The organism is Leptospira alstonii serovar Sichuan str. 79601 (assembly GCF_000347175.1).
In the GTDB taxonomy this organism is placed as follows: domain Bacteria; phylum Spirochaetota; class Leptospiria; order Leptospirales; family Leptospiraceae; genus Leptospira; species Leptospira alstonii.
Genome location: NZ_ANIK01000028.1, coordinates 44,697 through 65,630 on the forward strand (window position 1 = coordinate 44,697; position 20,934 = coordinate 65,630).

The window sequence follows — 20,934 nt, forward strand, 5'->3', positions numbered from 1 at the left end:
CGGGGTAATGATGTATACCTGCCGCAACTTTAATGTAGGAAAAATTTTTCCTATTTTGATACTTTCTTTTGCCGGACTCGTTCCGGTGAGTTCTCTACTTGCCCAAGTCGAATGTACGGGAGCCGCCTGTGCGATGATTCCGAGCAATATTTCTTCCCAGTTCAACGGGTTGGAAAATGAAATTCGGACTAAATATCTAAACGAGGTCGTCAACTCGATGGAGGACGCGGCTTTACTTACGACGATCAATTCTTCCATGATGGGCTCCGGAACGATCAATCGATTTCAGATCGGCGGCGGTGTATCCGCAGCGGGCGTTAAAAATGAAGACATCCAAATCCAATATGGGGGAATCACACTTCCCAATTTGCCGAATGGGGGAGCATCTCTTGCGCCTACTTTGATGGCAGGTGTCAATTTGGGTTGGTTGACTGGGAACGGACCTGCCGATCAGAAAGAAAAAGAGGATGGGAAAGATAGTAACGAAGGAAGATCTTTTCTTCATAGAATCAATCTTTATGTCCACGGTTTTCAAGGAAAGTTGGATCAGGGAGATTTGAAAGCTCTGAACGATCAGTCGGAGCAGTATAAATTTTCGGGTAACTATAATTCCTTTGGCGCTACGGTTCGTTTTCAGTTGATCAAAGAACGTTATACGCGTTTGGACTTTTTCGGGTTTACCGGTCTCAGTTTGGGACTCGGATTTCATCGTAAGACCGAAGAGATGAACTTGGGTTACTCTCCGACTTCAATTCCGAAGATCTCTTTCGGTCCCGCAACGGGGAGATGGGACGCGGACTTTGCTTTGGGTTACAGATCTAGATCCGAATCCTTACCGATCGATATTCGCACGGGGGTTCGTTTATTTTATTTTCTTACGATCTTTGTCGGAGCAGGGATGAGCCAAAATTCGGGAAATTCCAATATACATCTTGGGGTAAGTGGTCCGGTGGCTCTTACCCTGGAAGCGGCGGCGGCCGGTCTACCTTATGATTTTTTAAAAGGACAATCCGCAACTGCTGCGGGAAACTTAGTGATTCGGAGTCATGGAGACGCGAAGGCGAAAGACAGTTTTAATTATCTTTTGGGAGGCGTGGAAATCAATCTTCTCGCCTTTAAAATTTTGGTGGAAGGTATGGTTTCCGACAAGATTTATTCAGCAAACTTGGGCGTGAAGTTCGCGCTTTGAAGAGAGCGGCACGTTTTTTGCATTCTAATTAATATCTCTTCCAGAAAGATTCGTTTTTTGTGAAGAGTGTATTAGAAATAAACAGAATGTATTTAAGGAAACCGTTATGATTCAAACGTCCACAGAATCTTCCGTTCATATTTCCTGTATTCCGAGAGACGATTCCTATGCGTTGAAAGTAAATATTTCCAATAACGAAATCGGAATCATCTATAGAGTAACCGCGGCGCTTTTTGTGAGAGGTTGGACGATCGAAGAAGCCGTGGCTGAAACCTCTCAAGACGGTTATATCAGCGATATATTCATCGTTAGGAATATGGAGAATCTTCCGATGACCGAGGAGGCGCTTCAGGTCATTCAGACCGATTTGAAGGAAATGTTTTTCCAAGGTGTTTCCGTTCTGAGCTACCTAGAAAGGTTTCCGGAAAAAGCGGAATATCTCAAGAATAAGGAAAGATATCCGATCGAATTGTTCTTATTCAATTCTCAAGGAAGCGATTGCACCGTGATGGATTTGAGAATGAAGGACAGACCCGGGATCATCTTTGAAATATCGCAACTTTTGTTTCTCTACGGGATCGATATTCTTTCTTTCAAAGCGGTTACGGATTCCGGCGGAGTTCGGGATACGTTTTTACTCCGATTGGAAAACGGAAGTAAACTCGACGAGACTCTTCACTTTGAAAGATTGGCCACCGCTTTAAAGACGATTTTATAAAAATAATTTACAAGAACGATTTTGAATTGTGATCCGGTTGTCGTTTTTAAAATATCCGCCGGAAATTATTTTAGAATTTATCTGAGAACCTCATTTTCATTTTGATTATCTCGTTTTTATGCTCGCTCGATATTGTTTTGATGAACATTTAGAACTTGTCTCGGTTGTTTCAATTTCCAGATAAAAAGCAAAAATAGAAAACAAATAATTCCCGAAGTCAAAAACGAAATCGCCGGACCTCTGCTGAAATAGATCAAGCAGAATGCGAACGGAGCAAGTCCTCTTCCCAAGGAAGCGAGGCTTCGAAACATTCCTAGATTGGTTCCTTGTGCTTCTTTGCCGGATACAAGGGAAACTAACGTGGACAATGCGGGGTGAAGTAATGCGCTTCCGCCGGCGAGGAAAGTAAGCGCAATAAAAAGCTGATAGGAATTGGAAACGAAGTAAAGGAGTGAAAAACCTATGAGCAAAAAAAGTCCTCCGGCTCGAATCAGTTTCGTTTCCTTAACCTTGCCGGAGAGTTTTCGAAAAACCCCGCCTTGAATCAGAACGATGATCATCCCTATATAAACGAACGTAAAACCGATCGCAACCGGACTATAGTTCAAAAATTGACTCAGATAAAAATTGATCGAAAACTCGAAACCCGAAAATGCGAAAACGAATACAAAATAAAGGAGAGAGTACAATACGACTTCCTTATTTTTGGAAGTGAAAACTCCAATGATCGGATGTATCTTTTTCGTCTCCGACGAGGCGCGATCTTCGAGATTCAGAGTTTCCCGAAACCAAAAAACGATCATGAGTAGATTGACGAAAGCGATCGCGGCGGCGGCCAAAGCCGACGCAGGAAAAACGGTAAACGTAATATCCGGAAACGTAAGTTCTAAAAAGCTCAGATCCACTTTCGCAAACAATCCTCCCGTCGGAGGACCCGCTATAAATCCCAAACCCACACCCGCTCCGATGAGTCCCATTCCCTTCGCGCGGTCTTTTTCGTTGGTAATATCCGCCATCGCCGCAGAGGCCACGGAGATGTTTCCTCCCATCATTCCGGTAATCACTCTGGAAAGAACGAAAAGAGAAAAACTTCCGGAAAACAACCAGACTGCATAACCGAAAAGACTTCCGAAACTCGTAAGAACCAGCACGGGTTTACGGCCCACACGATCTGAAATTCTTCCCCAGATGGGCGCGAATGCGAATTGCAAAAGGGAATAGAGACTGGCGACGATTCCACCGAAAAGAGCGACGAATAAGGACCAATCTCCGGAAGAAGCTTCTATCAAAATTCTTGTAAAATCGGTAAACTTATCGAGAACAGGGTCTCCGGATTGGGAGAGAAAGGCTTTGAGCGTTTCCGGGAAGATGGGAAAGATTACGGAAAATCCCATCATATCGATAAATACGGTAAAAAAAAGTACAAAAGAGATTTTATTCATGTGAGGTAGAATGGCCTGAAAACAACAGTCTTTCAAGCCACACGCCTTGTCTTAACATTTTCGAAAAAAGGGAGTTATTGTTTTTTACTTAAGAGGTGTTTCAGTTCTTCGAATGTGTTTTTCGCCGCCGCTTTGAACGGTTCCGGAATGGACGATTCGATTTCGGCGGAAAGACGAATGAAATTTTCCTGAAGTTTAGCCAACGCTTGTTGGCTGCTCTCCTCACCTTTGGAAAGAATTTCGTTCGCATCTTGAACCGTTTTATTGAGAAGTTCTCGAACCTGATTGGCCTTTATACTTTGATTCACTTCCCCTTTTTCTCTCAGTTCTTGGTAGATCTTATCCAATTCAACCAAGGACTGTTTGATTTTTACCTCTCCGTTCTGAAACAGGGCGATTCCCGCGTTTAGAATATCCATCAATAACCTTTCCAATCTGCTTCTCCTTTTGATCTATCCATTGAGTTCGACCGATTATTGTAGAACTGGTACCGACTCTAAGTCGTCTCTTTTTTAAAATTGTATCTGGAAAATTAAGAATTCTCTATTAACTTTTTGATCTGATCTCGGATTCTGGCGGCTGTCTCGTAATCTTCGGTTCTCAGCGCATTGTTTAAGGATTCTTGTAGGATTTCCAATTGAGTTTTCGGAAGTTGGGAAATTTTTTCTCTCGCAATGGATTCTCCGGGAATTTCCTCGTCTTTCATTTCGATTCCGGCTTCTTCGATCACTTTTTTGGCGAGATAGATCGGGGCGTTTGCACGCAGTGCAAGTGCGATGGAATCGCTGGGCCTTGCGTCCAGGACGATTACGTCTTCGTCCTTACGCAGAGTGATTTTCGCGTAAAAGGTGTTGTCTATGATTTCTTCGATCGAAATTTTAATGATACTCACGTTTAAAGTTCCGAGAAGTACGGTCATCAAATCGTGGGTCATCGGTCTGGGAGGTTTGGTGCCGTCCAAAACGGAAGTGATGGAATGGGTTTCCAAGGGTCCGATAAAAATCGGGACCACTCTGGAATCGGAATCGTCCTTCGTTTTTAGAAAGACGGCGAATCCTACGTTTGTTAGAGAAATATCCGAAATTTTTGCTTCTACAAGATCCATTCCCTTGGAGGCTATCCCTGCAAACCTATGGTGTCAAATGCTTTCCCGATGAAATTAGTCCAGTTTCTGAATCCAATCGTGAAAGCCCGCGCACATTTCGCGAACCGTAGGCATGTGAAATAGAATTCCCAAATGTCCCTGATCGAATTTTACGATTTGATTGTTGGGAGAAGGGAGCGACCTTAATTCTTCTTCCACCGAATCGACTGGAACGATTTTATCCAACGTGCCCAAAACGGAATAAATCGGAAGCTGGAAGTTTCTTTGCAGTTCCGTGTAATTGATCGAACCGTCGAAAGAGAAAAACGCGTGATCCTTACTTAATTGGGAGCGGATGAATTGCAGAATGACCTTAGTCGATTCCTCGCAAAAAATATCCTCGATCAGAAAATACCATTCCGGAGGAGAGATTTGTCTGTAGCCTACAAAGTCCCTTAGATTGACGACTTTTGTGCTGAGTTCGAAAGAGACCGTTCTCAAGGAAGAATGAAGTCCCAATAAGAACTTAAAGAATTTATTGAGATCCACTGTCGGAAGAGTGGATTGAAGAGAGAACGTGGTAAGATCGAAGATAAAATCGGAAATCGATTTTGCGGGAAGCAGACTGAGCCCCGTTTTGAGAGCGCTCATTCCCGGAATATTCGTTCCCACCGAAACGAAGTTAGGCGAGGTTACGGAGATGATTCCGGAAATCACTTCTTTGGGATCGGGAAGGGAGACCTTGTTCTGCGGATACTTCGCGATAAAAGTTTCGTAAGCGGATACGTAGTAGCGGGGAATCATTCCTCCCATACTGTGACCCATCACTACGATTTTATCCTTGGGAAAACTTTCCCGAATCCAGTTCAAGACGGCCGGAAAATCCTCTTGGATGAAATCGTCGATCGTCCAACCTTCCTTGATTCCGTTGTAAGGAAGAGTTTGTCTGGAGCGACCCCGCATATCCATTGAAAAGACTCGGTAACCGTATTTGAGGGCCATCTCTCTGGCGACCTTATCCATCACGGATCTTCTACAGAAAAAACCGGGGATCAAAAGAAGAATTTTTCCGCCGCCATTCGTTTTTTCCGGTTCGAACCGTTTTAAACTCACCGAAAAACCGTTGTTAGACGGGATGATATAACTGGCATCCAAACGATAAGAACAATTGTAAGTATGACAATCGAAAATGATCGAAGTAACCGGATGTTGTTGTCCTCCGGTTCTCGTGTAGTAGAGATGTTTTGCGTAGGAATGAAGGTCCGCTTTTTCTATATTCTTCTTCGCGATGTAAGGGTCCGCTTTATTGTCCATCTCTCGGGCGACTACGAAGTCCACTACGTCGTAAAAGGAACTCAATTGTTCCCGGACTTCCTCCCTTTGTTCGTCGCTCATTCTATCTCTTCGAATTCCCCAGATCATACCGATCGGATTTCCTTTTACGAAAAGAGGAATTCCCGCGGCGTAGTTCATGGTTCCGGAAAGAAGATGTCTTAAATTCGGGTGAATCTTTTCGTCCTTGAGGCTGCTGAAAACCACTTCGGGACGTTTTTTGGTTTCCACCGCGATGATCGCTTCTCGGATAAAGTTCGCGGAAAGATTGTCCTGATCCTGAATCGAAACGGGAAGCGTTCTGTTGATAAATTCCTGAATATCCTTAAGTCCGATTCGGGTTGCGATCTCTTTCATTTTAAAATGAGTCGCGGAGGCGACGATCTTAAGATTTTTGTCTTGGATCGCTTCAAAGACCGCATAGTTGAACATGGGCTGGTTGTTCGTAAAAGTTAATGCTACGATTTTATTTACGAAGGAGGACCAGACCTTTTCCAAAAATTTATAGGTCTGATTCGGGATTGGAAAAATAAAAATGTCGTCAGCCGCTACGTTAAGTCCGCTTTTACCTCTTCTTTTACGAGTTACAGTTTTTTTTTCCAGGAGTTCAGCCATACTACGGCCAGAATTGTTAGCAAAAACTTCTGTGCCAACCTGGATTTAAACGATTTTCAATCTTTTTTAACGAGAATCTCTATCGAAAGCGAATTAAAGCAGGAGTGGATCGATCGAAATTTGTATCTTAGTTTCGGTTCGAATCTTGATTGTTTTATCTTTTTAGGAATGTCCGATGCCGAGTGTTCGCGATAAAATCTTTGATTCGAAAGAAAATGATTTTTTTAAAAAAGGAATTAATTTTTCGCGAAGATAAGGAAAACACACGGGCGTGTCCCTGCGACATTGTTACTCTGAGTATATAAGAGTTTGATGAAGTAGTAATGTCGCAGGGTCGCGTCTCTCTAGGTGTCGAGCGATCCATAGAAAGCGAGACATTGAGTTAGAATCCGCGCTCGTCTTTGCAAGACGCTTCGCGCCTTCCGAACCGCTCACGCGGGTTTGTATTTGTTAAACGAAGACAAGTTTTGGGATGGTGGAGATTTATATTTTGGATCAATGAAATTTAGATCCAAGATTCGGAATTGGAAGAACTACTCTTCCATTCTACGGTGAAATGTTTCTTTCGAAACTTTCGAAGGAATTCTTCCAATCGAATCCGTTTCAGAGTCATTGCCTGGGGAAGATCGAAATCTTTGGGATTCAGTCGTTTGAGTTCGGGATGTTTCTTTCGAAGATACGAACTCAAAAAGATTCCAGCTAATACAAGAGCTTGATGGATGGCATTTACCGAATCGAAACCGATGCTTATGAAAATCTTTGAAGAAACGTGCTCCGTAGCGATTCCGAGAATTTGAAAGGGACAATACCAGTCTAAATCGGGCTCCGGGTGCAGTATAGGTTTGCCGATTTTGATCGTGATCTCGTATTTCTTTTTTCCGAATTGAATCCGGATTTCTCTTTGAGCGATTACCGTACCGAGTTTGTATTTGGATTTCATTTTGGACCTTTTTATTTTTACCCTATCGAGCGATGGGAAGCGAGATCGTCACGAGCAGTGGAGCGTTGAGAGTGGCTTTTTGCGAAAGCAAAGAAATTGCGACCGAGGGAAACTCAGCGCCTTCACTCACTATCGAGCGCCCGACGGAAAGTGAGATTTGAGTTAAGATCGGCATTCTATTTAACACTGAAAGATCAAAAAGGGATCTTGGTCGTGTTCCGAACCGAAAATAAACCAATCATCGTCGGATTCCGATTCGGCTCGGAATGTCTCGGAAAAAACCTCATTTAATAAAACGGTTAGAAACGAATTATAGATTTTTTGTATGATAGGGTATTCTTTAGAATTACAGGATTCCAAAATGGAATCGATTCCTTGAAACGCTTCTGTAAAATCGATTCCATTTTCGAAATCTTCGAATTTTAGATGTTCGTTTTCAAAATGGATCTTATCTTTGCCAAGCGCTTCAAACTGTTCGTATCCTCGAGCATACGCGTAGCCGCTAAATGGAGACTGCGTATTTCCGGCCCATTCTAAAAGGATTGTGGTTACATCCGGAAAGGATGTTTGCCACTTCTCTTTTAAAATCGGTAAACGTTCGGAAACGGATCGAATTAGATCGGTTCTATCGATTTTCGAAAAGGCTGTACAAATGTTGTCTCGAATTTCTTTTCGAAGCGATCCTAAGTTTTCTTTTTGGTGAAGTAGAAAATGTTGAATTATAGACTGGAGTTGCGGATCCTCTTTCGAAAGAGATTTGCCGGTAAGTAAATTCTTCGTTCTTTCTTTTTTCGCCAAGTTTATAGGTTTGTCTCCGTTCTCATCGTTTATCTCAGTATCTGCACCGGATTCTAAAAAAACTTGAATCAGTTCTTGAGAATCTCGTTCCGCGGCTTCGTGTAAAACGGTACGTCCTTCCGCATTTTGAAGATTCACTTTGCAACCTGCGGCGAGCAAAACTTTTGTACTCTTCACGCAGTTCTCGTGCGACGCCCAATGGAGTGGAGTTTCTCGTTCTTCGGTCAACGAGTTCGGATCTAAATTATTTTGAAGAAGGTATTGGATAATGGGAACGTTGTCGTTCAGCGCCGCATAGTGAAGCAAAGAAACTCCGGTATTACTTGCGTCCCGAAGGTTTGCCCCTCGTTTTTGAAGAAGTTGCAATATTTCTAATCCTTCCTTCCGCCCCCATGGAATTTTAAAAACGGGAGTATAACCTTCCGTATTTTTAGAGTGAATATCGGCTCCCCGATCGAGTAGAAAATCGATAATAGGAAATCGCGCTTCTTTCACTGCGATATGGAGAGGTGTGTTTCCCCAATTGTCTCTGCCGCCAGTTTGGCCGCTCCGACAATTGATGTCGGCTCCTTGTTCCAAATAGCTCTGTATTTTTTGTAGATTCGGCTGGTATTGATTTGCTTCCTTAAGCAAACGAGAATTCAGTAGATTGGATTCCATGGGTTCGCACTCCTAGATAAACTTTAAATAAACGTGAATTTTTTATAGGGAAGATTGTAGTTTCGAATTGGGGAAGATTATTTTTCATTTCATTCTATTCCAGAACGACGTATATCGATTCAAACGAATTCGGACTTTTATTTTGTCCGCCGTCGTAATGAACGGATATAATTTTGCCTTCAAGCGGCGCTCTTCCGCGAATTTCGAGAACACTCGGATCGGAATTTTTGAGAAGCCGAAAAATTCGGACCTGTAGGAATTCCTTTTTAGAAAGGTCGTTTTTATCGGAAACGATATAAAAACCGTCGAGTCCGCCGAGCGGATGTGTAACCGTATATTCCTCGACCAAAAATTCGGAGAAGTCTATATTCAGTTTATCTAAATTATAAATTCGACGAGGACGCCCGACGAGTTCCGCGCCTTTTAAGAAGATTCTTTTTCCTTTCCAGATTTCAAGAAGATCTTCTTGTTTTTTATCGATTCGGTTTAATTTCAGAGTTTCTTGAAAGGGCGTGTCGGATTTTTTCTTTCTAAAGTCCCTGATATTTCCAAACAATCCGAGAATCGTGTTGCAATCTTCGATATAGTCTATTTTTTCCTGAAGGATCTTATCTTGCGAACGATCCGGCTCACGGCAGTTTGAATAAAAAGAAATTATAAATAATCCGACAGTAAAAAATAAAGGTTTCATTCTAATGTTTCTAAATCCGTTTTGCAAAAAAAAACGGCACCTTACTACAAAGCGCCGCTATAAAGGAATTTGCTGGTTTTTTGCTTTTAGGAAAAAACTTGGAAAGGATTATTGAGCGTACTCTTTAGCAAATTTGTCGGAAGCCGTGTTTAAAGTAGTTGCAGCTTTTTCAAAATCCTGGTTGATACGATTTAGGATTTCGTTCACTTCATTCTGGTCGGCTTTTGAACCCAATCCACGCAATTCTATGAGACGTTTGTAATCTTTGCCTACGACGTTTTTATAAGTTTCGATCGCTTGAATGCTTGCGTTTTTAAAGTCGGAATTACCTTTAAACTCTCCGATTCCTTTTAGCTTTTCGGAAGCTTGTTTCAGCTTCTCTTCCCAGGTTTTCCTAACGGTTTCTGCATTTGTAAAATCGTCTTTCTCCATTGCGGAGTTTAACGCGTCCAAATCGTCGATGGAACCGTTCAAGACTTCCATAATTTTGTTATTATAGTCTACCGGATCTTGTTTGCAACCGGATATAGAAATGTAAATGCAACAAATCGTTGCGACAAATAGGAGTATGTTTTGTTTTTTCATAGGGGCATATTCGGATTCAAATTTGGAATTTCAATGAAAAATTCGATTTCAGGTGAGTGTCACTTTTTCTAAATTATAACTATAAAAAGGATTTCATAGCTCATTATAATCTAATTTTGAATTAAAAGAAATGAATATGGATTTTACGGATATTTAGAAACTCGTCGTAAAACCGAATTGTTGCGGTAGCTCGGATAATTCAGCGGATGGAGATCTGCAAGGGAGCGATAGTTGTTTCCGATTTTCAAGCTTCCGTTCATTTTATAGGCGATGATTTGAATTTTACTCGGAACTATATAAAACAGTCGCCGGAAGTACGCAAGAGTTCCCACGTTTCAAGTAGTGAAGGTTTGGGCTTTAGAACTTTACAAACGTTTCTTGTTAGGCGCAATGTTGCAGGATTTAATTTTATGAAAAGAATATTTTTGTTTTTGGTGATAATCGTTTTTATTCTAGGAATAGATTCTCTCTTTATTGAAAGATATTTTGTTAGATTTCCTGAATATGAGTTCAAATCAAAGAAAGTCACCAAAGATTTCGATGGATATCGAATCGTAATTATTTCAGATCTTCACTATGGTTTTTTGAATCCGGAATTCTGGATTCAATGGATTATTGATAAAGTTAATGCCAAAGAGGCTGATTTAATAGTTGGGCTCGGAGATTATGTAAAAAAGCGAAACTCAGATGAGGAATTATTAAAGGTTTGGCTTATTCTAAAAGAGCTTAAGGCAAAGGACGGAGTTTACTTCGTAAATGGGAATCATGATCATTGGGCTAATCACGATTTATCACTTGAACTTTTAGAAAAAAGCGAACGATCACTTAGAAACAAAAATATAACAATAAACCGGAATACTTCACGATTTATAGTTGCTGGGATTGGAGATTTTTGGGAGGACGTTACGGAGATTGATACAGCTTTGTCCGGAACATTTTCAAATGATCTAAGAATCGTATTATCTCATAACCCTGATTCATCAAATATTAAACATAAAGAGAAAGTGGATTTATTTCTAACAGGACATACGCATGGCGGGCAAGTAAGGGTTCCAATTTTTAACTTTTCACCTATTTTACCGGTAAAGGATCAAAACTTTGATAAGGGTTTTAAAATGAGTAAGTTAGGGGAGAATGTCTTCATTTCATCCGGTATCGGTTGGTCAATTCTCCCTATTCGATTTTTTTGTCCTTCAGAAGTTCCGATTATTATATTACGTTCTTTGAAAGAGCAACGTAGCGACTAACTTCAGCTTTTGCTTCGTTGATCATTCACGGTTTCCACTCTGGCTAATTTCGGCTTTCGGAGGAATCTGTTCAGTTACTTTATAGAAATATAGGTTTGATTTCGTTTGAAGGAAGTTTACTCCGTTGGGCCCAGAAGGACTTGCCGTTACGCAGTCTCGCATCGTGCTCGACTAAGCTCCACGGCGTCTTTCTTGCGCACTTCGCCATCCATGGCTCGCGACGCGTTTTATCGCTTCTTATGGAAGCTCAAAACGCTCTCGCAAGAAAGCTTCAAGTCCTCCTGGAACTTTGTTTGAGTTGATGTTTGATTTCGTTTGAAGGAAGTTTACTCCGTTGGGCCCAGAAGGACTTGCACCTGCAACCCGAAGAGTATGAGTCTGCAGATCAAGCATGTGAAACTGCATACTCCGTTGGGCCCAGAAGGACTTGAACCTTCGACCCGCAGATTATGAGTCTGCCGCTCTAACCAACTGAGCTATAGGCCCGGAGTGTCTCCAATATTTTCGGGAAGTCTTGTTCTTCAAGTGAATTTCTCGAAAAGGATTAAAAAGAATCCGAGACGACGAGAAACCGATTCGGGTCTTGAAAAAAAAGCGAAACGATTTTGTTTTCGGAATCGAAAGCGAGATAGATTGAAACGAGCCTTCCATTTTTTTCCAAAAGAAAATAACGGACGGTAAGAGGGGTTCCGGAAACGATTTCTTTTCTTTCAGCTCCGATCGTTTTTAAACCTTGGAACTGCGGAAGAGTTAAGTTCTTTGAGTCCGGAAATAAATCTTTCAAAAGGGATTTGAGGGATTCTTCATCGGAAGGAACTCCTTCCCATTCTCGGAAAATCATCATCCAAGCTCTTCCTTCCCTTGGAACCGCCTTCCAATGACTTCCCGTTCCCAGGCGTCTTACTTCGCATTTTTCGGGAAAACGAATCTTAATAAAATTCAAAACGAAAGGAGTGGCCGGAGTTTGATAAAAGAGATTCGGGTCCAGCGGATCTAAGGCATACAGTTGTTTGAAGGAGAAATGAACTAAAAAACAAAGTAGGATAAACGAAACATAGGGATTTTTTCTTTCGAAATTTCGTTTTAAAATTTTCTTAATAAATAATCTCATCCAAAGCCAGTTCCCTGAATTCTACCAGATCAAAAACGGGAATGGAGAATCGTTCCTTTTTTTCTTCGAGACTGATTCCGGAAGTCTTTTTAAAAAGCGGAACGGTGGAAACTTGAAAAACGATCATACCTTCCCAAGTTCCGCGCACTTCGTATGCACCACCTTCCGCGAGTTTACGAACTTGTCTGAGTCTGGACTTGTCAAATTTGTTGATTCTATATTTATAATATACCGTTTCGCCGTTCCAGTCGTAAAAAATCGCGTAGTTTCCCTTGAGTTCCTGAAAAAAAAGTTTAAACGAATTCGGAAAATTGGGAGATTCCGAAGATAAGGATTCTTTAATATCGGAAATCCGAGGTTCCGAAAAGGAAATGGAACTCCGATATGTTGCGGCGGCCCTGTGAACTTCCTGAGCGAAAAAGGATCGAATCGGAATTCCAAAAAGAAAAAAAGCGATCCATAACATTTTTTGAATGTTCAAAAAACGTAACAAGGAATCAGTCCTCTAAATCCTCGGACTCGGATCTGCCTCCGGCGCTGTTTCCGGGAGGGGAGGGGCCTCCACCGCCTGGAGGCGGGGACGTTCCTGAATCGGGCGAGGTTCCGGGTAACGGAGAAGGATCACCGGAACGAATCGGCCTTTCTTTGTTTCCGGACTTGAACTTAGGGGAACCGGGTTCTTTGTCGTCTAAGCCGTTTCCGGATTCCCCTTTTTTTAATTTTTCGATCGCCGTCTTTGCGGCTTTTTTGACCTTTTCACTCGGATCGCGTTGAGCCTTGTATTCTAGAATTTCAAGAACGGACATATCCCCCGTATCAGTGAGATGTTTGATCGCCCTCAGTCTCACGACCGGATCGTCGTCTCTCGCATACGCATACAATTCTTCTAATATGTCTTTGTCGCCCATGGAAACTAGAGCCGTGACGGAATGGATCTTTAGGGGTTGATAGTCCTTAACTTCCTGTTTATTTTTGAGATTCCGAATTTTTTCCAATTCTTCCTTGATCGTAGGCATGGAAGAAAAGGACTTCATCTTACCCAGGGAACTTACGGAAAAACTCCTGAGAGTAACCGGTTCTTTGGAGTCCTTATAGATTTCGAGTAACGCGCCTTCCGCTTTTTTGTCTTTACTTTTTCCGAAAAACAGAGCGATCTGCGCTCTGATTTCGGGATCATTGAAGTTTTCGTTCAACCTCGCGAGTAAAAAAGAAGAGGCATCGTCCTGCGGAGGAAATTCTCCCAGAGTATCCAAAAGTCCTACGGTAAGATTGGAGTTTTTGGTAAAGTCCTGGGATTTTAAGATCTCAAAAAGAATCGGAGCGGCCTTTTCGAGTTTTAACTTTTTGGTTGTATAGATGGATTCCCTTTGGATATCGGGCTGTTCGCTTTTTAGAAGTTTGAGAATGGATCCTCCGTATTGAGTCAGTTTTAATTCGGCGACGGTCCGAATCGCATAGACCCTCATCGTCCAATCCGGGTCCTTATCCAAAATTTTTCCGAGTTGATCGATCAAGGCTCCGGAATGTTCGGAAGGAAAGTCTTCGAGTTCGCGAAGGGCCATCGCCCTTTCTTTCGTGGTCCCGAATTTTAAGACTTGAAGAAGCACGTCCTTTTTCTTTAAGAGTTGTTCTTCGGAAAGTTTAGCGGGTTTTGTCTGACCGGGTACGGAAAAGACGGGAACTTCCGCAAAAACAAAAAGGATCGTATATGCAAAAAAAAGAATGTATTTCACGCGATTGCGGGATGTCCGTTCAGGTTTCTTGCTGGAATTTTTGATTTTGTTCTTCCAGTTCTTGGATCTTTCTACTGAGTTCATTGATTAAATGTTGGTTCTCTAAATTTTGGCGGAATTTCTCTATTAAAAAGCGTATATCTCCGGTGAGTTCTTCGGTGTTCCAAGGTTTTTCCACATAACGACTTAAACCGCCGTAATTGATCGCATGAATCGCCGAATCGAGTCCGGCCTGACCCGTGAGCATGATCTTAATCGAGTCGGGAAGTTTTTTGTGAACTTCCTCTAAAAACTGGGAACCTTTCATGCCGGGCATCATCTGATCCGCGATCACAACTTCGATCACGTATCCGGAATTTTGAATTTCTTCCATCAACGCGAGTCCTTCTTCGGCGCTCCTTGCGATTTCGATTTCGTGGCTTTCTCCGAATTCGTTTCGAAGTTGCTGCTGGATCGTTTCCAATACCGATATTTCATCATCGACACAAATGATATAACCTTTATTCATAATCCTGGGTTCCAAACTGTCTTCAGAAAGAGAATTGCTTCCGTTTCCTTGGAAATGTCAAGAGGATATAACGATTTCTTTTAGAATTACTCCTTCGAAATCAAGGTTCAATTACCGAAGGGATGTTTAAAATCCGTGGAGAAAAGTAACTCTTTCGATCCAAATCGGGATGTGCGACGCAAAATCGAAACCACTTTTCCAATTGGATTTTTTTCGGGTCTTCCCAGATTAAACCCTCTCCGAGTTTCTTGGTTATCGTCATCGCCGGAGAATTAGACAATCTGAAAAGTTCTGGGGATTGGTTTTTTAAGATTTCTAAAACGGAGAATCTTCTTTCCCAGGACTTCGATTTTTGAAATCGGGTCTTGAACAGACTTTCCTTTCTGGAAAGGAAGGATCGATCGTAAACCTCGTAACCGCTTGATCTACAATGAGTTCGGCCTCCGCTTCTTCGGAAGTCCACACCTTTTAAAAATAGCCGGTCGTATTCTAGTTGTTTGGCGAGAGATAGGGCGATTCCGGCCATGTTCAAGGAAGGGTTTTCCAGGATCGGAGCTTTTGGAAAAAAAAGGGACCTGAGAATTTGATCCAAAGGATATGTGGAAAAATAAATCCATTTCGGGTTCGGAAGATCGAAAAGATAGGTTGAACCTCCGAACCAGGTGAGGATCGGAACATCCTCGGGAAGAATATTTCGAAAATGGAATATAGTTCCTCTTGACGAGTCCAAACTTAAAACCGCGTCGGGTACGATTCCGAAATTTAAAATCCAACCTAAGGAGGTGTCGGAAGCGAGCAGATGAAATCGGCTTCTGTTTTTAAGAATCCAATCCGTTTCCTCTTCGAGAGAAGGACTTGCTCCGGTAAAAAGAAGAGTTTGGTCTTGGAAAAAATGTTCTTTCGCGCCCGAAAGAATCCGAGAAGAATTCGAATTTTCGAATATACTCGTAAGATTTCGAACGTAGTTGCGCGCCCAGATCTTTTGAAAATAATCCTTTGCAGCGTCGTTTTGCGAGTTTTGTTTGAGAGAATCCAAAAAGTTCAACGTAAGATCGGAAAACTTCCTGGAATAAACCGGATGTAAAAAAGGGGAGACCTTGTTCGTTTCTTGAGAAAGCCAAGAAGAAAGAGGTTTGGATAGAAATTCCTCCAAACCGAAAATGATTCCGACACGATGTCCTTTTGTTTCGTATGATTTTGAGATTCTTTCGAAAATTTTTTCGGCGATCGATTTTAATGCGACAATGGGTTCGAGTATGAGAACGTTTACGGGCTCGGTTGTTTTTTGAAGGTAAGATTCTACGTGATAACCCAAACCGAAACCGAAGATCAGAATCGTTTCTCTCCAGGATTGTGGAACCGGAATCTGTTCGGCGATTCTTTCTCCTTCGGAAGTAGGATTAAAGCGGGAATGAAAAAGGAAACCCGATTGGGTTTCCTCTAAATTTAAGGTGCCGTTTGGATTGGAAACAAGACGGTAGATAGTTTTAAGGAACCTCTAATCCTCTTCCTTTACGGAATCTTCTTCCTCTTCTTCATCCTCATCGTCTTCGAGGTCTTCTTCATCCTCATCGTCGTCGTCATCATCTTCATCCTCGTCATCATCTTCGTCGAGAGAGTCTTCCTCTTCATCTCCGTCGAGAATCGGGCGAGGCGCTTCTTCCGGAATGAAGTCTTCTTCCGTGTCTTCTTCCGCGATCGGGGCCTGCGGAGCTTCGAAAAGTCCGTTGAATTTTGAGTAGGATTCGTTACTGAGATTTGCTTCTTGGTCGAGTTTGATTCTTTCTTCTTTTGTGAAATATTGATATTGAACTTCTTCGCTGGCGAGAGCGAACATTGCCTGAACCGCTAATTTTCTAGCTTTGATTTTTTTGGGTAATTCGAGCCTTTCGATTCGATCCAAGGTATGAAACCCGGCAACAGCTTTTTCATATTTATTGCGTTTTGCTAATTCGATAAGAGTTACAATGTCAAATTCAGAATTTTGGTTCATTCGGATTCCCTGAATAGATTGGAAAGAAGCTTCAAAATACCACGAAATCAGTGGAAAGAGAGATGTCAATTGCTTCTTGTTCCAATTTCGAGGAAACATCTTTTTTTGCTTGATCGATTGATCCTCTGAAAACGGACGGCGTTTCCGAGCGTCGACTAGGAGTTCCTAGATTTTAGAAATTCAATGTTTACGATCGAGAATCGGCGCGGGTCAGGGCGGTCCCATTTTTCGTTTCCCGCTTGATTTCTTGGATACGGACCGTTTCATAATCCACGTATCAAACCTAGAGAATCTCAGGAAGTAAAATGTCTCATAACTCTCAAATTCAAAAAATACAAGCTCGGGAAATCATCGACTCCCGTGGAAATCCAACCGTGGAAGTGGATGTAACACTTGCCGACGGTTCCTTTGGTAGGGCCGCTGTTCCCTCCGGAGCATCGACGGGAGAATACGAAGCCGTAGAACTCAGAGACGGTGACAAACATCGTTACTTAGGAAAAGGCGTTCTCAAAGCGGTAGAACACGTAAACGTAAAAATCCAAGAGGCGCTCAAAGGAGAAGACGGGCTGGACCAAAACAGAATCGACCAGCTCATGCTCGATGCGGACGGAACCAAAAATAAAGGGAAACTCGGTGCCAACGCAATCCTCGGAACGTCACTCGCGGTTGCAAAGGCGGCGGCTTCTTATTCTAAACTTCCTCTTTACCGCTACGTCGGCGGAAACTTTGCCAGAGAACTTCCGGTTCCGATGATGAACATTATCAACGGAGGTGCGCACGCGGACAATAACGTAGACTTTCAGGAGTTTATGATTCTTCCCGTGGGAGCCAAAAGTTTTCGCGAAGGTTTGAGAATGGGAGCCGAAGTGTTTCATTCCCTCAAAGCCGTTCTCAAAGGAAAAAAGTTGAACACGGCCGTCGGAGACGAGGGCGGTTTTGCTCCGGACCTAACGAGCAACGTGGAAGCGATAGAAGTCATCCTTGAAGCGATCGAAAAGGCGGGTTATAAACCCGAAAAGGACGTTTTATTGGGTTTGGACGCCGCTTCTTCCGAGTTTTACGACAAAAGCAAAAAGAAATACGTGCTCGGTGCCGAAAATAATAAGGAATTCTCAAGCGCCGAACTCGTGGATTATTATGCGAACTTGGTTTCCAAGTATCCGATCATCACAATCGAGGACGGACTGGATGAGAACGACTGGGACGGTTGGAAACTTCTTTCCGAAAAATTAGGAAAGAAAGTTCAGCTCGTGGGAGACGATCTTTTTGTGACGAACATCGAGAAACTTTCCAAGGGAATTTCTTCCGGAGTGGGAAATTCGATTCTGATCAAAGTAAATCAGATCGGTTCTCTTTCGGAAACTCTCGCTTCGATCGAAATGGCAAAAAGGGCGAAATACACGAATGTCGTAAGCCATAGGAGCGGAGAAACCGAAGACGTTACGATCTCTCATATAGCGGTTGCGACTAACGCGGGTCAGATCAAGACGGGTTCCCTTTCCAGAACGGATCGGATCGCAAAATATAACGAACTTCTGAGAATCGAAGAAGAACTCGGAAAATCCGCGATCTACAAAGGTAGGGAGACTTTTTATAATTTATAAGAATTCTTTTCCAAAGAAAAACGATGCGTTTTCTAACGAGCGCATCGTGTCGGAAATTTCGCGTAGAATCCTGTTTAAAGTTAGAGTGATTTGAAATTTTAAAAATTCAAAAAACAAAAAAGGAATTTAAGAAACGCTATCAACTATGACTTCTCCTTCGACTAAAGTCTTTTGGTTCTCTTGCTTTCTTGCCGGACTTTTTTATTTCATCGTCCTGGGAGAATCCGGGATTGTTGTACGATCCCAACTGGAAGAATCTCTCGCGTCCTTGCAGTTGGATGTGGAAAGACTCGCTTATGAAAATAGACAGTTGGAAGAGAAACAAAAAATCCTAAAAAACGATCAAGCGGCTCTGGAAAGGGAGGCTAGGAGATTTTATCTTTTGAGCGAAAACGCTCATATCGTTAAATTTAGAGAAACCGAAAATACATCCGAAGTCAAACCTGTTCTCGCATCCAGATTGAATACCTTTCGTCCGGGAAAACAATTTCCGGTTCCACCCATCCATTTTATTCGGATTTTCTATACAATCTTCTCTAGTTTTATTTGTATTGGAGTTTTCATAAAAATGAGGAAGAAGAAACTGGACTTTAGCAACTAGTAAAGGAAAGATTCAGGAATGCCAGAAACAGAAAAAATTGCGGAAGTATTCGAAGAACTCACAGGAAGTAAAATTTCCAAAAATTTCCTCGACCACAGAAAGATTTTTCTCTGGGGTCCGGTCACCGACGAATCGTCTAAGGATCTTGTCGGAAAACTCCTCTTCTTGGAAATGAAAGATCCGGGAAAGCCGATTACGTTTTATATCAATAGTCCCGGCGGAGTCGTAACATCGGGTATGACCGTTTTTGATACGATCAAGATGATCTCGTCGCCGGTCCATACGGTTTGTATGGGAATGGCGGCGTCCATGGGTTCGGTTCTTCTCGCGGCCGGTAAACAAGGAGAACGTTCCATTTGGCCGAACGGTAAAGTAATGATTCACCAACCGAGCATCGGCGGACAAATCGTCGCGCCCGCTACCGATCTGAAAATTCACGCGGAAGAAATTCTCAAAACAAAAGCAAAGTTAAATCAAATTCTCGCGGACGCCTGCGGACATCCGGTTTCCAAATTGGAAGAAGACACGGATCGGGACTATTACATGGACGCGGAAGAAGCGATCAAATACGGAATCGTAAACAAACTCGCGACTACGATCGATTTTAGCTGATCGGATACTATCCTTGTCTAAGACGGTTTCCTTAGAAGAATTCTTAAAAGAGTTTTTAGTCTCTCCGGGACAAAAAGGTAGAAATCCACAAGAGGATCAAAATTTAAGCGAACTCTTTTTGGAATTCGCTTCTCTTCTTTTTTTGGAAGGAGAGGAGGACGAAACCACGAAAGAAGTTTTTTTGAAGGACATCGGTTCTTTTGAACTCGACGAGTTCGCAAATTTTTATCTTTCCGATATGCACCCGGACGATCCGGCGATCGTAAAACGAGGAATCGATTTTTTAAGAAGGCTCTATAAGTTCGCCAAAAAAAGTCCTTACTTGAGTAAAGAACAACTGGAAGACTGGGACGAATTCTTTAAAGAACTCTAATATAGGCGTAAGTCCATGAGTTCAGAAGCCTTTAAACCGAAACGATTTGTCAAAGGCAAACACCTTCAGACCGTTTATAATACGCTCTTTCCTCCCAAAAATCGTCTCAGAAGTTCGTTTTACTTCGAAGACATTCTTCTTCAACTTGGAGACGGATCCGGAGACTCTCTTTGGTTGGAACACAATCCGCCGCTTTCCTTATATTCGTCTTCCGGTCCGGTCTGGAACGGAATTTATATCGTGATGATTCACGGAATGGAGGGAACCTCTGATAGTTCTTATTTAGTCGGTCTCGCGCAGAACGCACTTCTAAGAGGATACGGATGTATTCGGATGAATCTCAGAAACTGCGGTCGAGGTCAGGGATTTTCGAAAGGAACGTATAACATCGGTCAGACGAAGGACGTTCAGGACGTGATCGACTTCGTCTGGAAAAAACTTTCCCACAGAATTTTTCTCTCCGGGTTTTCCCTTTCGGCGAGTTTGGTTTTAAAATACCTCGGAGAAAGAAGAAATCACAAAGTGGAAGCCTTCTCTTCCACAAATCCTCCCTTGGATTTGTTTAAAGGTTGTGAGCACATCGATTCGAGCGAAGGAAAATTTTACAGAGACCGGTTCCTGGCCGGATTTCGCAAAAAGATCAAAAATAAAATCATACAACTTCCTCCGCTACTGGAAAAGAACGCGTTTCAAACCAAAACGTTCTTCGAATTTGACGACCGTGTAACGGCCCCTTTTTTCGGTTACAAGGACGCGACACAGTATTATCAAGATTGTTCGAGCATTCGATACATTCCCGATATTCGTCATCCCGGAATCGTGATTCATTCCGAAGACGATCCGGTCGCTCCTCCTTTTGATTGGGATAAGATAGAATGGAACAAACTTCCTCATATCCGAACGATTCTCAGCCCCAAAGGCGGACACGTCGGATTTTTGACGGACCCGACTCCGGAAATTCCGGATGGAAGATGGTTGAATAAAATAATTCTGGATTATTTCGATTCGAAAGGAAACCCTGGAAACTGATTTTTCACTCCCGCGTGTATGGGGAAAAGGCGATCGTGACGATCCAGAGTAAATAAACGATCTTTTCAT

At 42.4% G+C, this 20,934-nt stretch carries 22 protein-coding genes and 1 tRNA gene; 8 read left to right on the plus strand and 15 right to left on the minus strand.

Annotated elements, in window-relative coordinates; all coding sequences use genetic code 11:
- Window positions 1–7 precede the first annotated feature (7 nt).
- Window positions 8–1,189, plus strand: coding sequence for an Lsa36 family surface (lipo)protein (locus tag LEP1GSC194_RS05980; RefSeq protein ID WP_086005155.1), 1,182 nt, complete (start codon window positions 8–10; stop codon window positions 1,187–1,189).
- 106 nt (window positions 1,190–1,295) lie between these two features.
- Window positions 1,296–1,907 carry a hypothetical protein gene (locus tag LEP1GSC194_RS05985; protein ID WP_017809729.1) on the plus strand — a complete coding sequence of 204 codons (612 nt, stop codon included), beginning with the start codon at window positions 1,296–1,298 and terminating at the stop codon, window positions 1,905–1,907.
- Between the two features lie 116 nt (window positions 1,908–2,023).
- On the opposite strand, the gene LEP1GSC194_RS05990 is transcribed toward LEP1GSC194_RS05985, so the two are convergent.
- The 8 genes from LEP1GSC194_RS05990 to LEP1GSC194_RS06025 form a co-directional block, all read right to left on the minus strand.
- Window positions 2,024–3,349, minus strand: coding sequence for an MFS transporter (locus tag LEP1GSC194_RS05990; protein WP_020772956.1), 1,326 nt, complete (start codon window positions 3,347–3,349; stop codon window positions 2,024–2,026).
- 74 nt (window positions 3,350–3,423) lie between these two features.
- Window positions 3,424–3,783, minus strand: a complete 360-nt coding sequence (locus LEP1GSC194_RS05995; protein ID WP_021064634.1) for a phasin-related domain-containing protein — start codon at window positions 3,781–3,783, stop codon at window positions 3,424–3,426.
- A gap of 98 nt (window positions 3,784–3,881) precedes the next feature.
- Window positions 3,882–4,454 (minus strand): bifunctional nuclease family protein, encoded by a 573-nt coding sequence (locus LEP1GSC194_RS06000; protein WP_000366622.1) that lies wholly within the window; start codon window positions 4,452–4,454, stop codon window positions 3,882–3,884.
- Window positions 4,455–4,508: 54 nt separating this feature from the next.
- The gene (locus tag LEP1GSC194_RS06005) at window positions 4,509–6,380 is read right to left on the minus strand and encodes an alpha/beta hydrolase (RefSeq protein ID WP_020772893.1); all 1,872 of its coding nucleotides are present in this window, start codon (window positions 6,378–6,380) and stop codon (window positions 4,509–4,511) included.
- A 505-nt stretch (window positions 6,381–6,885) separates the two neighbouring features.
- The gene (locus LEP1GSC194_RS06010) at window positions 6,886–7,320 is read right to left on the minus strand and encodes a DUF6968 family protein (protein ID WP_017809315.1); all 435 of its coding nucleotides are present in this window, start codon (window positions 7,318–7,320) and stop codon (window positions 6,886–6,888) included.
- Window positions 7,321–7,500: 180 nt separating this feature from the next.
- On the minus strand, window positions 7,501–8,778 hold the full coding sequence (locus LEP1GSC194_RS06015) for an ankyrin repeat domain-containing protein (protein WP_020772896.1): 1,278 nt from the start codon (window positions 8,776–8,778) through the stop codon (window positions 7,501–7,503).
- 94 nt (window positions 8,779–8,872) lie between these two features.
- Window positions 8,873–9,469 (minus strand): hypothetical protein, encoded by a 597-nt coding sequence (locus LEP1GSC194_RS06020; RefSeq protein ID WP_036041566.1) that lies wholly within the window; start codon window positions 9,467–9,469, stop codon window positions 8,873–8,875.
- A gap of 108 nt (window positions 9,470–9,577) precedes the next feature.
- Entirely contained in the window at window positions 9,578–10,054 is a 477-nt protein-coding gene (locus LEP1GSC194_RS06025; protein WP_020772825.1) for an LIC11966 family lipoprotein, read from the minus strand.
- Between the two features lie 410 nt (window positions 10,055–10,464).
- Between LEP1GSC194_RS06025 and LEP1GSC194_RS06030 the strand changes: the two genes are divergently transcribed.
- Complete coding sequence (locus LEP1GSC194_RS06030) at window positions 10,465–11,301, plus strand: metallophosphoesterase (protein WP_036041638.1); 837 nt, start codon at window positions 10,465–10,467, stop codon at window positions 11,299–11,301.
- A 412-nt stretch (window positions 11,302–11,713) separates the two neighbouring features.
- Here LEP1GSC194_RS06030 and LEP1GSC194_RS06035 read toward each other — a convergent pair.
- The 7 genes from LEP1GSC194_RS06035 to LEP1GSC194_RS06065 form a co-directional block, all read right to left on the minus strand.
- Window positions 11,714–11,787: transfer RNA gene (locus LEP1GSC194_RS06035), tRNA-Ile, on the minus strand.
- Window positions 11,788–11,845: 58 nt separating this feature from the next.
- A complete protein-coding gene (locus LEP1GSC194_RS06040) occupies window positions 11,846–12,412 on the minus strand; it encodes a hypothetical protein (protein ID WP_020772838.1) in 567 nt (188 codons plus the stop codon).
- Window positions 12,396–12,905 (minus strand): LIC_11959 family protein, encoded by a 510-nt coding sequence (locus LEP1GSC194_RS06045; protein WP_020772874.1) that lies wholly within the window; start codon window positions 12,903–12,905, stop codon window positions 12,396–12,398. Before LEP1GSC194_RS06045 ends, LEP1GSC194_RS06040 begins: the two co-directional genes overlap by 17 nt.
- 4 nt (window positions 12,906–12,909) lie before the next feature.
- Window positions 12,910–14,229 carry a HEAT repeat domain-containing protein gene (locus tag LEP1GSC194_RS06050; RefSeq protein ID WP_081605044.1) on the minus strand — a complete coding sequence of 440 codons (1,320 nt, stop codon included), beginning with the start codon at window positions 14,227–14,229 and terminating at the stop codon, window positions 12,910–12,912.
- A complete protein-coding gene (locus LEP1GSC194_RS06055; RefSeq protein WP_017809251.1) occupies window positions 14,165–14,653 on the minus strand; it encodes a response regulator in 489 nt (162 codons plus the stop codon). Before LEP1GSC194_RS06055 ends, LEP1GSC194_RS06050 begins: the two co-directional genes overlap by 65 nt.
- A gap of 100 nt (window positions 14,654–14,753) precedes the next feature.
- Window positions 14,754–15,986: a 6-hydroxymethylpterin diphosphokinase MptE-like protein gene (locus tag LEP1GSC194_RS06060; protein ID WP_036041568.1), complete on the minus strand. Its 1,233-nt coding sequence runs from the start codon at window positions 15,984–15,986 to the stop codon at window positions 14,754–14,756.
- 165 nt (window positions 15,987–16,151) lie between these two features.
- Window positions 16,152–16,715, minus strand: a complete 564-nt coding sequence (locus LEP1GSC194_RS06065) for a hypothetical protein (RefSeq protein WP_036041640.1) — start codon at window positions 16,713–16,715, stop codon at window positions 16,152–16,154.
- A 236-nt stretch (window positions 16,716–16,951) separates the two neighbouring features.
- Between LEP1GSC194_RS06065 and eno the strand changes: the two genes are divergently transcribed.
- From eno to LEP1GSC194_RS06090, 5 genes are all read left to right on the plus strand, one after another.
- Window positions 16,952–18,250, plus strand: a complete 1,299-nt coding sequence (gene eno, locus LEP1GSC194_RS06070; RefSeq protein WP_020772842.1) for a phosphopyruvate hydratase — start codon at window positions 16,952–16,954, stop codon at window positions 18,248–18,250.
- 145 nt (window positions 18,251–18,395) lie between these two features.
- Window positions 18,396–18,851 (plus strand): septum formation initiator family protein, encoded by a 456-nt coding sequence (locus tag LEP1GSC194_RS06075; RefSeq protein WP_017809257.1) that lies wholly within the window; start codon window positions 18,396–18,398, stop codon window positions 18,849–18,851.
- 18 nt (window positions 18,852–18,869) lie between these two features.
- Complete coding sequence (locus LEP1GSC194_RS06080; RefSeq protein ID WP_017809258.1) at window positions 18,870–19,463, plus strand: ClpP family protease; 594 nt, start codon at window positions 18,870–18,872, stop codon at window positions 19,461–19,463.
- A gap of 13 nt (window positions 19,464–19,476) precedes the next feature.
- Window positions 19,477–19,836 carry a hypothetical protein gene (locus LEP1GSC194_RS06085; protein WP_017809259.1) on the plus strand — a complete coding sequence of 120 codons (360 nt, stop codon included), beginning with the start codon at window positions 19,477–19,479 and terminating at the stop codon, window positions 19,834–19,836.
- A 15-nt stretch (window positions 19,837–19,851) separates the two neighbouring features.
- Window positions 19,852–20,865: a YheT family hydrolase gene (locus tag LEP1GSC194_RS06090; RefSeq protein ID WP_020772931.1), complete on the plus strand. Its 1,014-nt coding sequence runs from the start codon at window positions 19,852–19,854 to the stop codon at window positions 20,863–20,865.
- Window positions 20,866–20,934 lie beyond the last annotated feature (69 nt).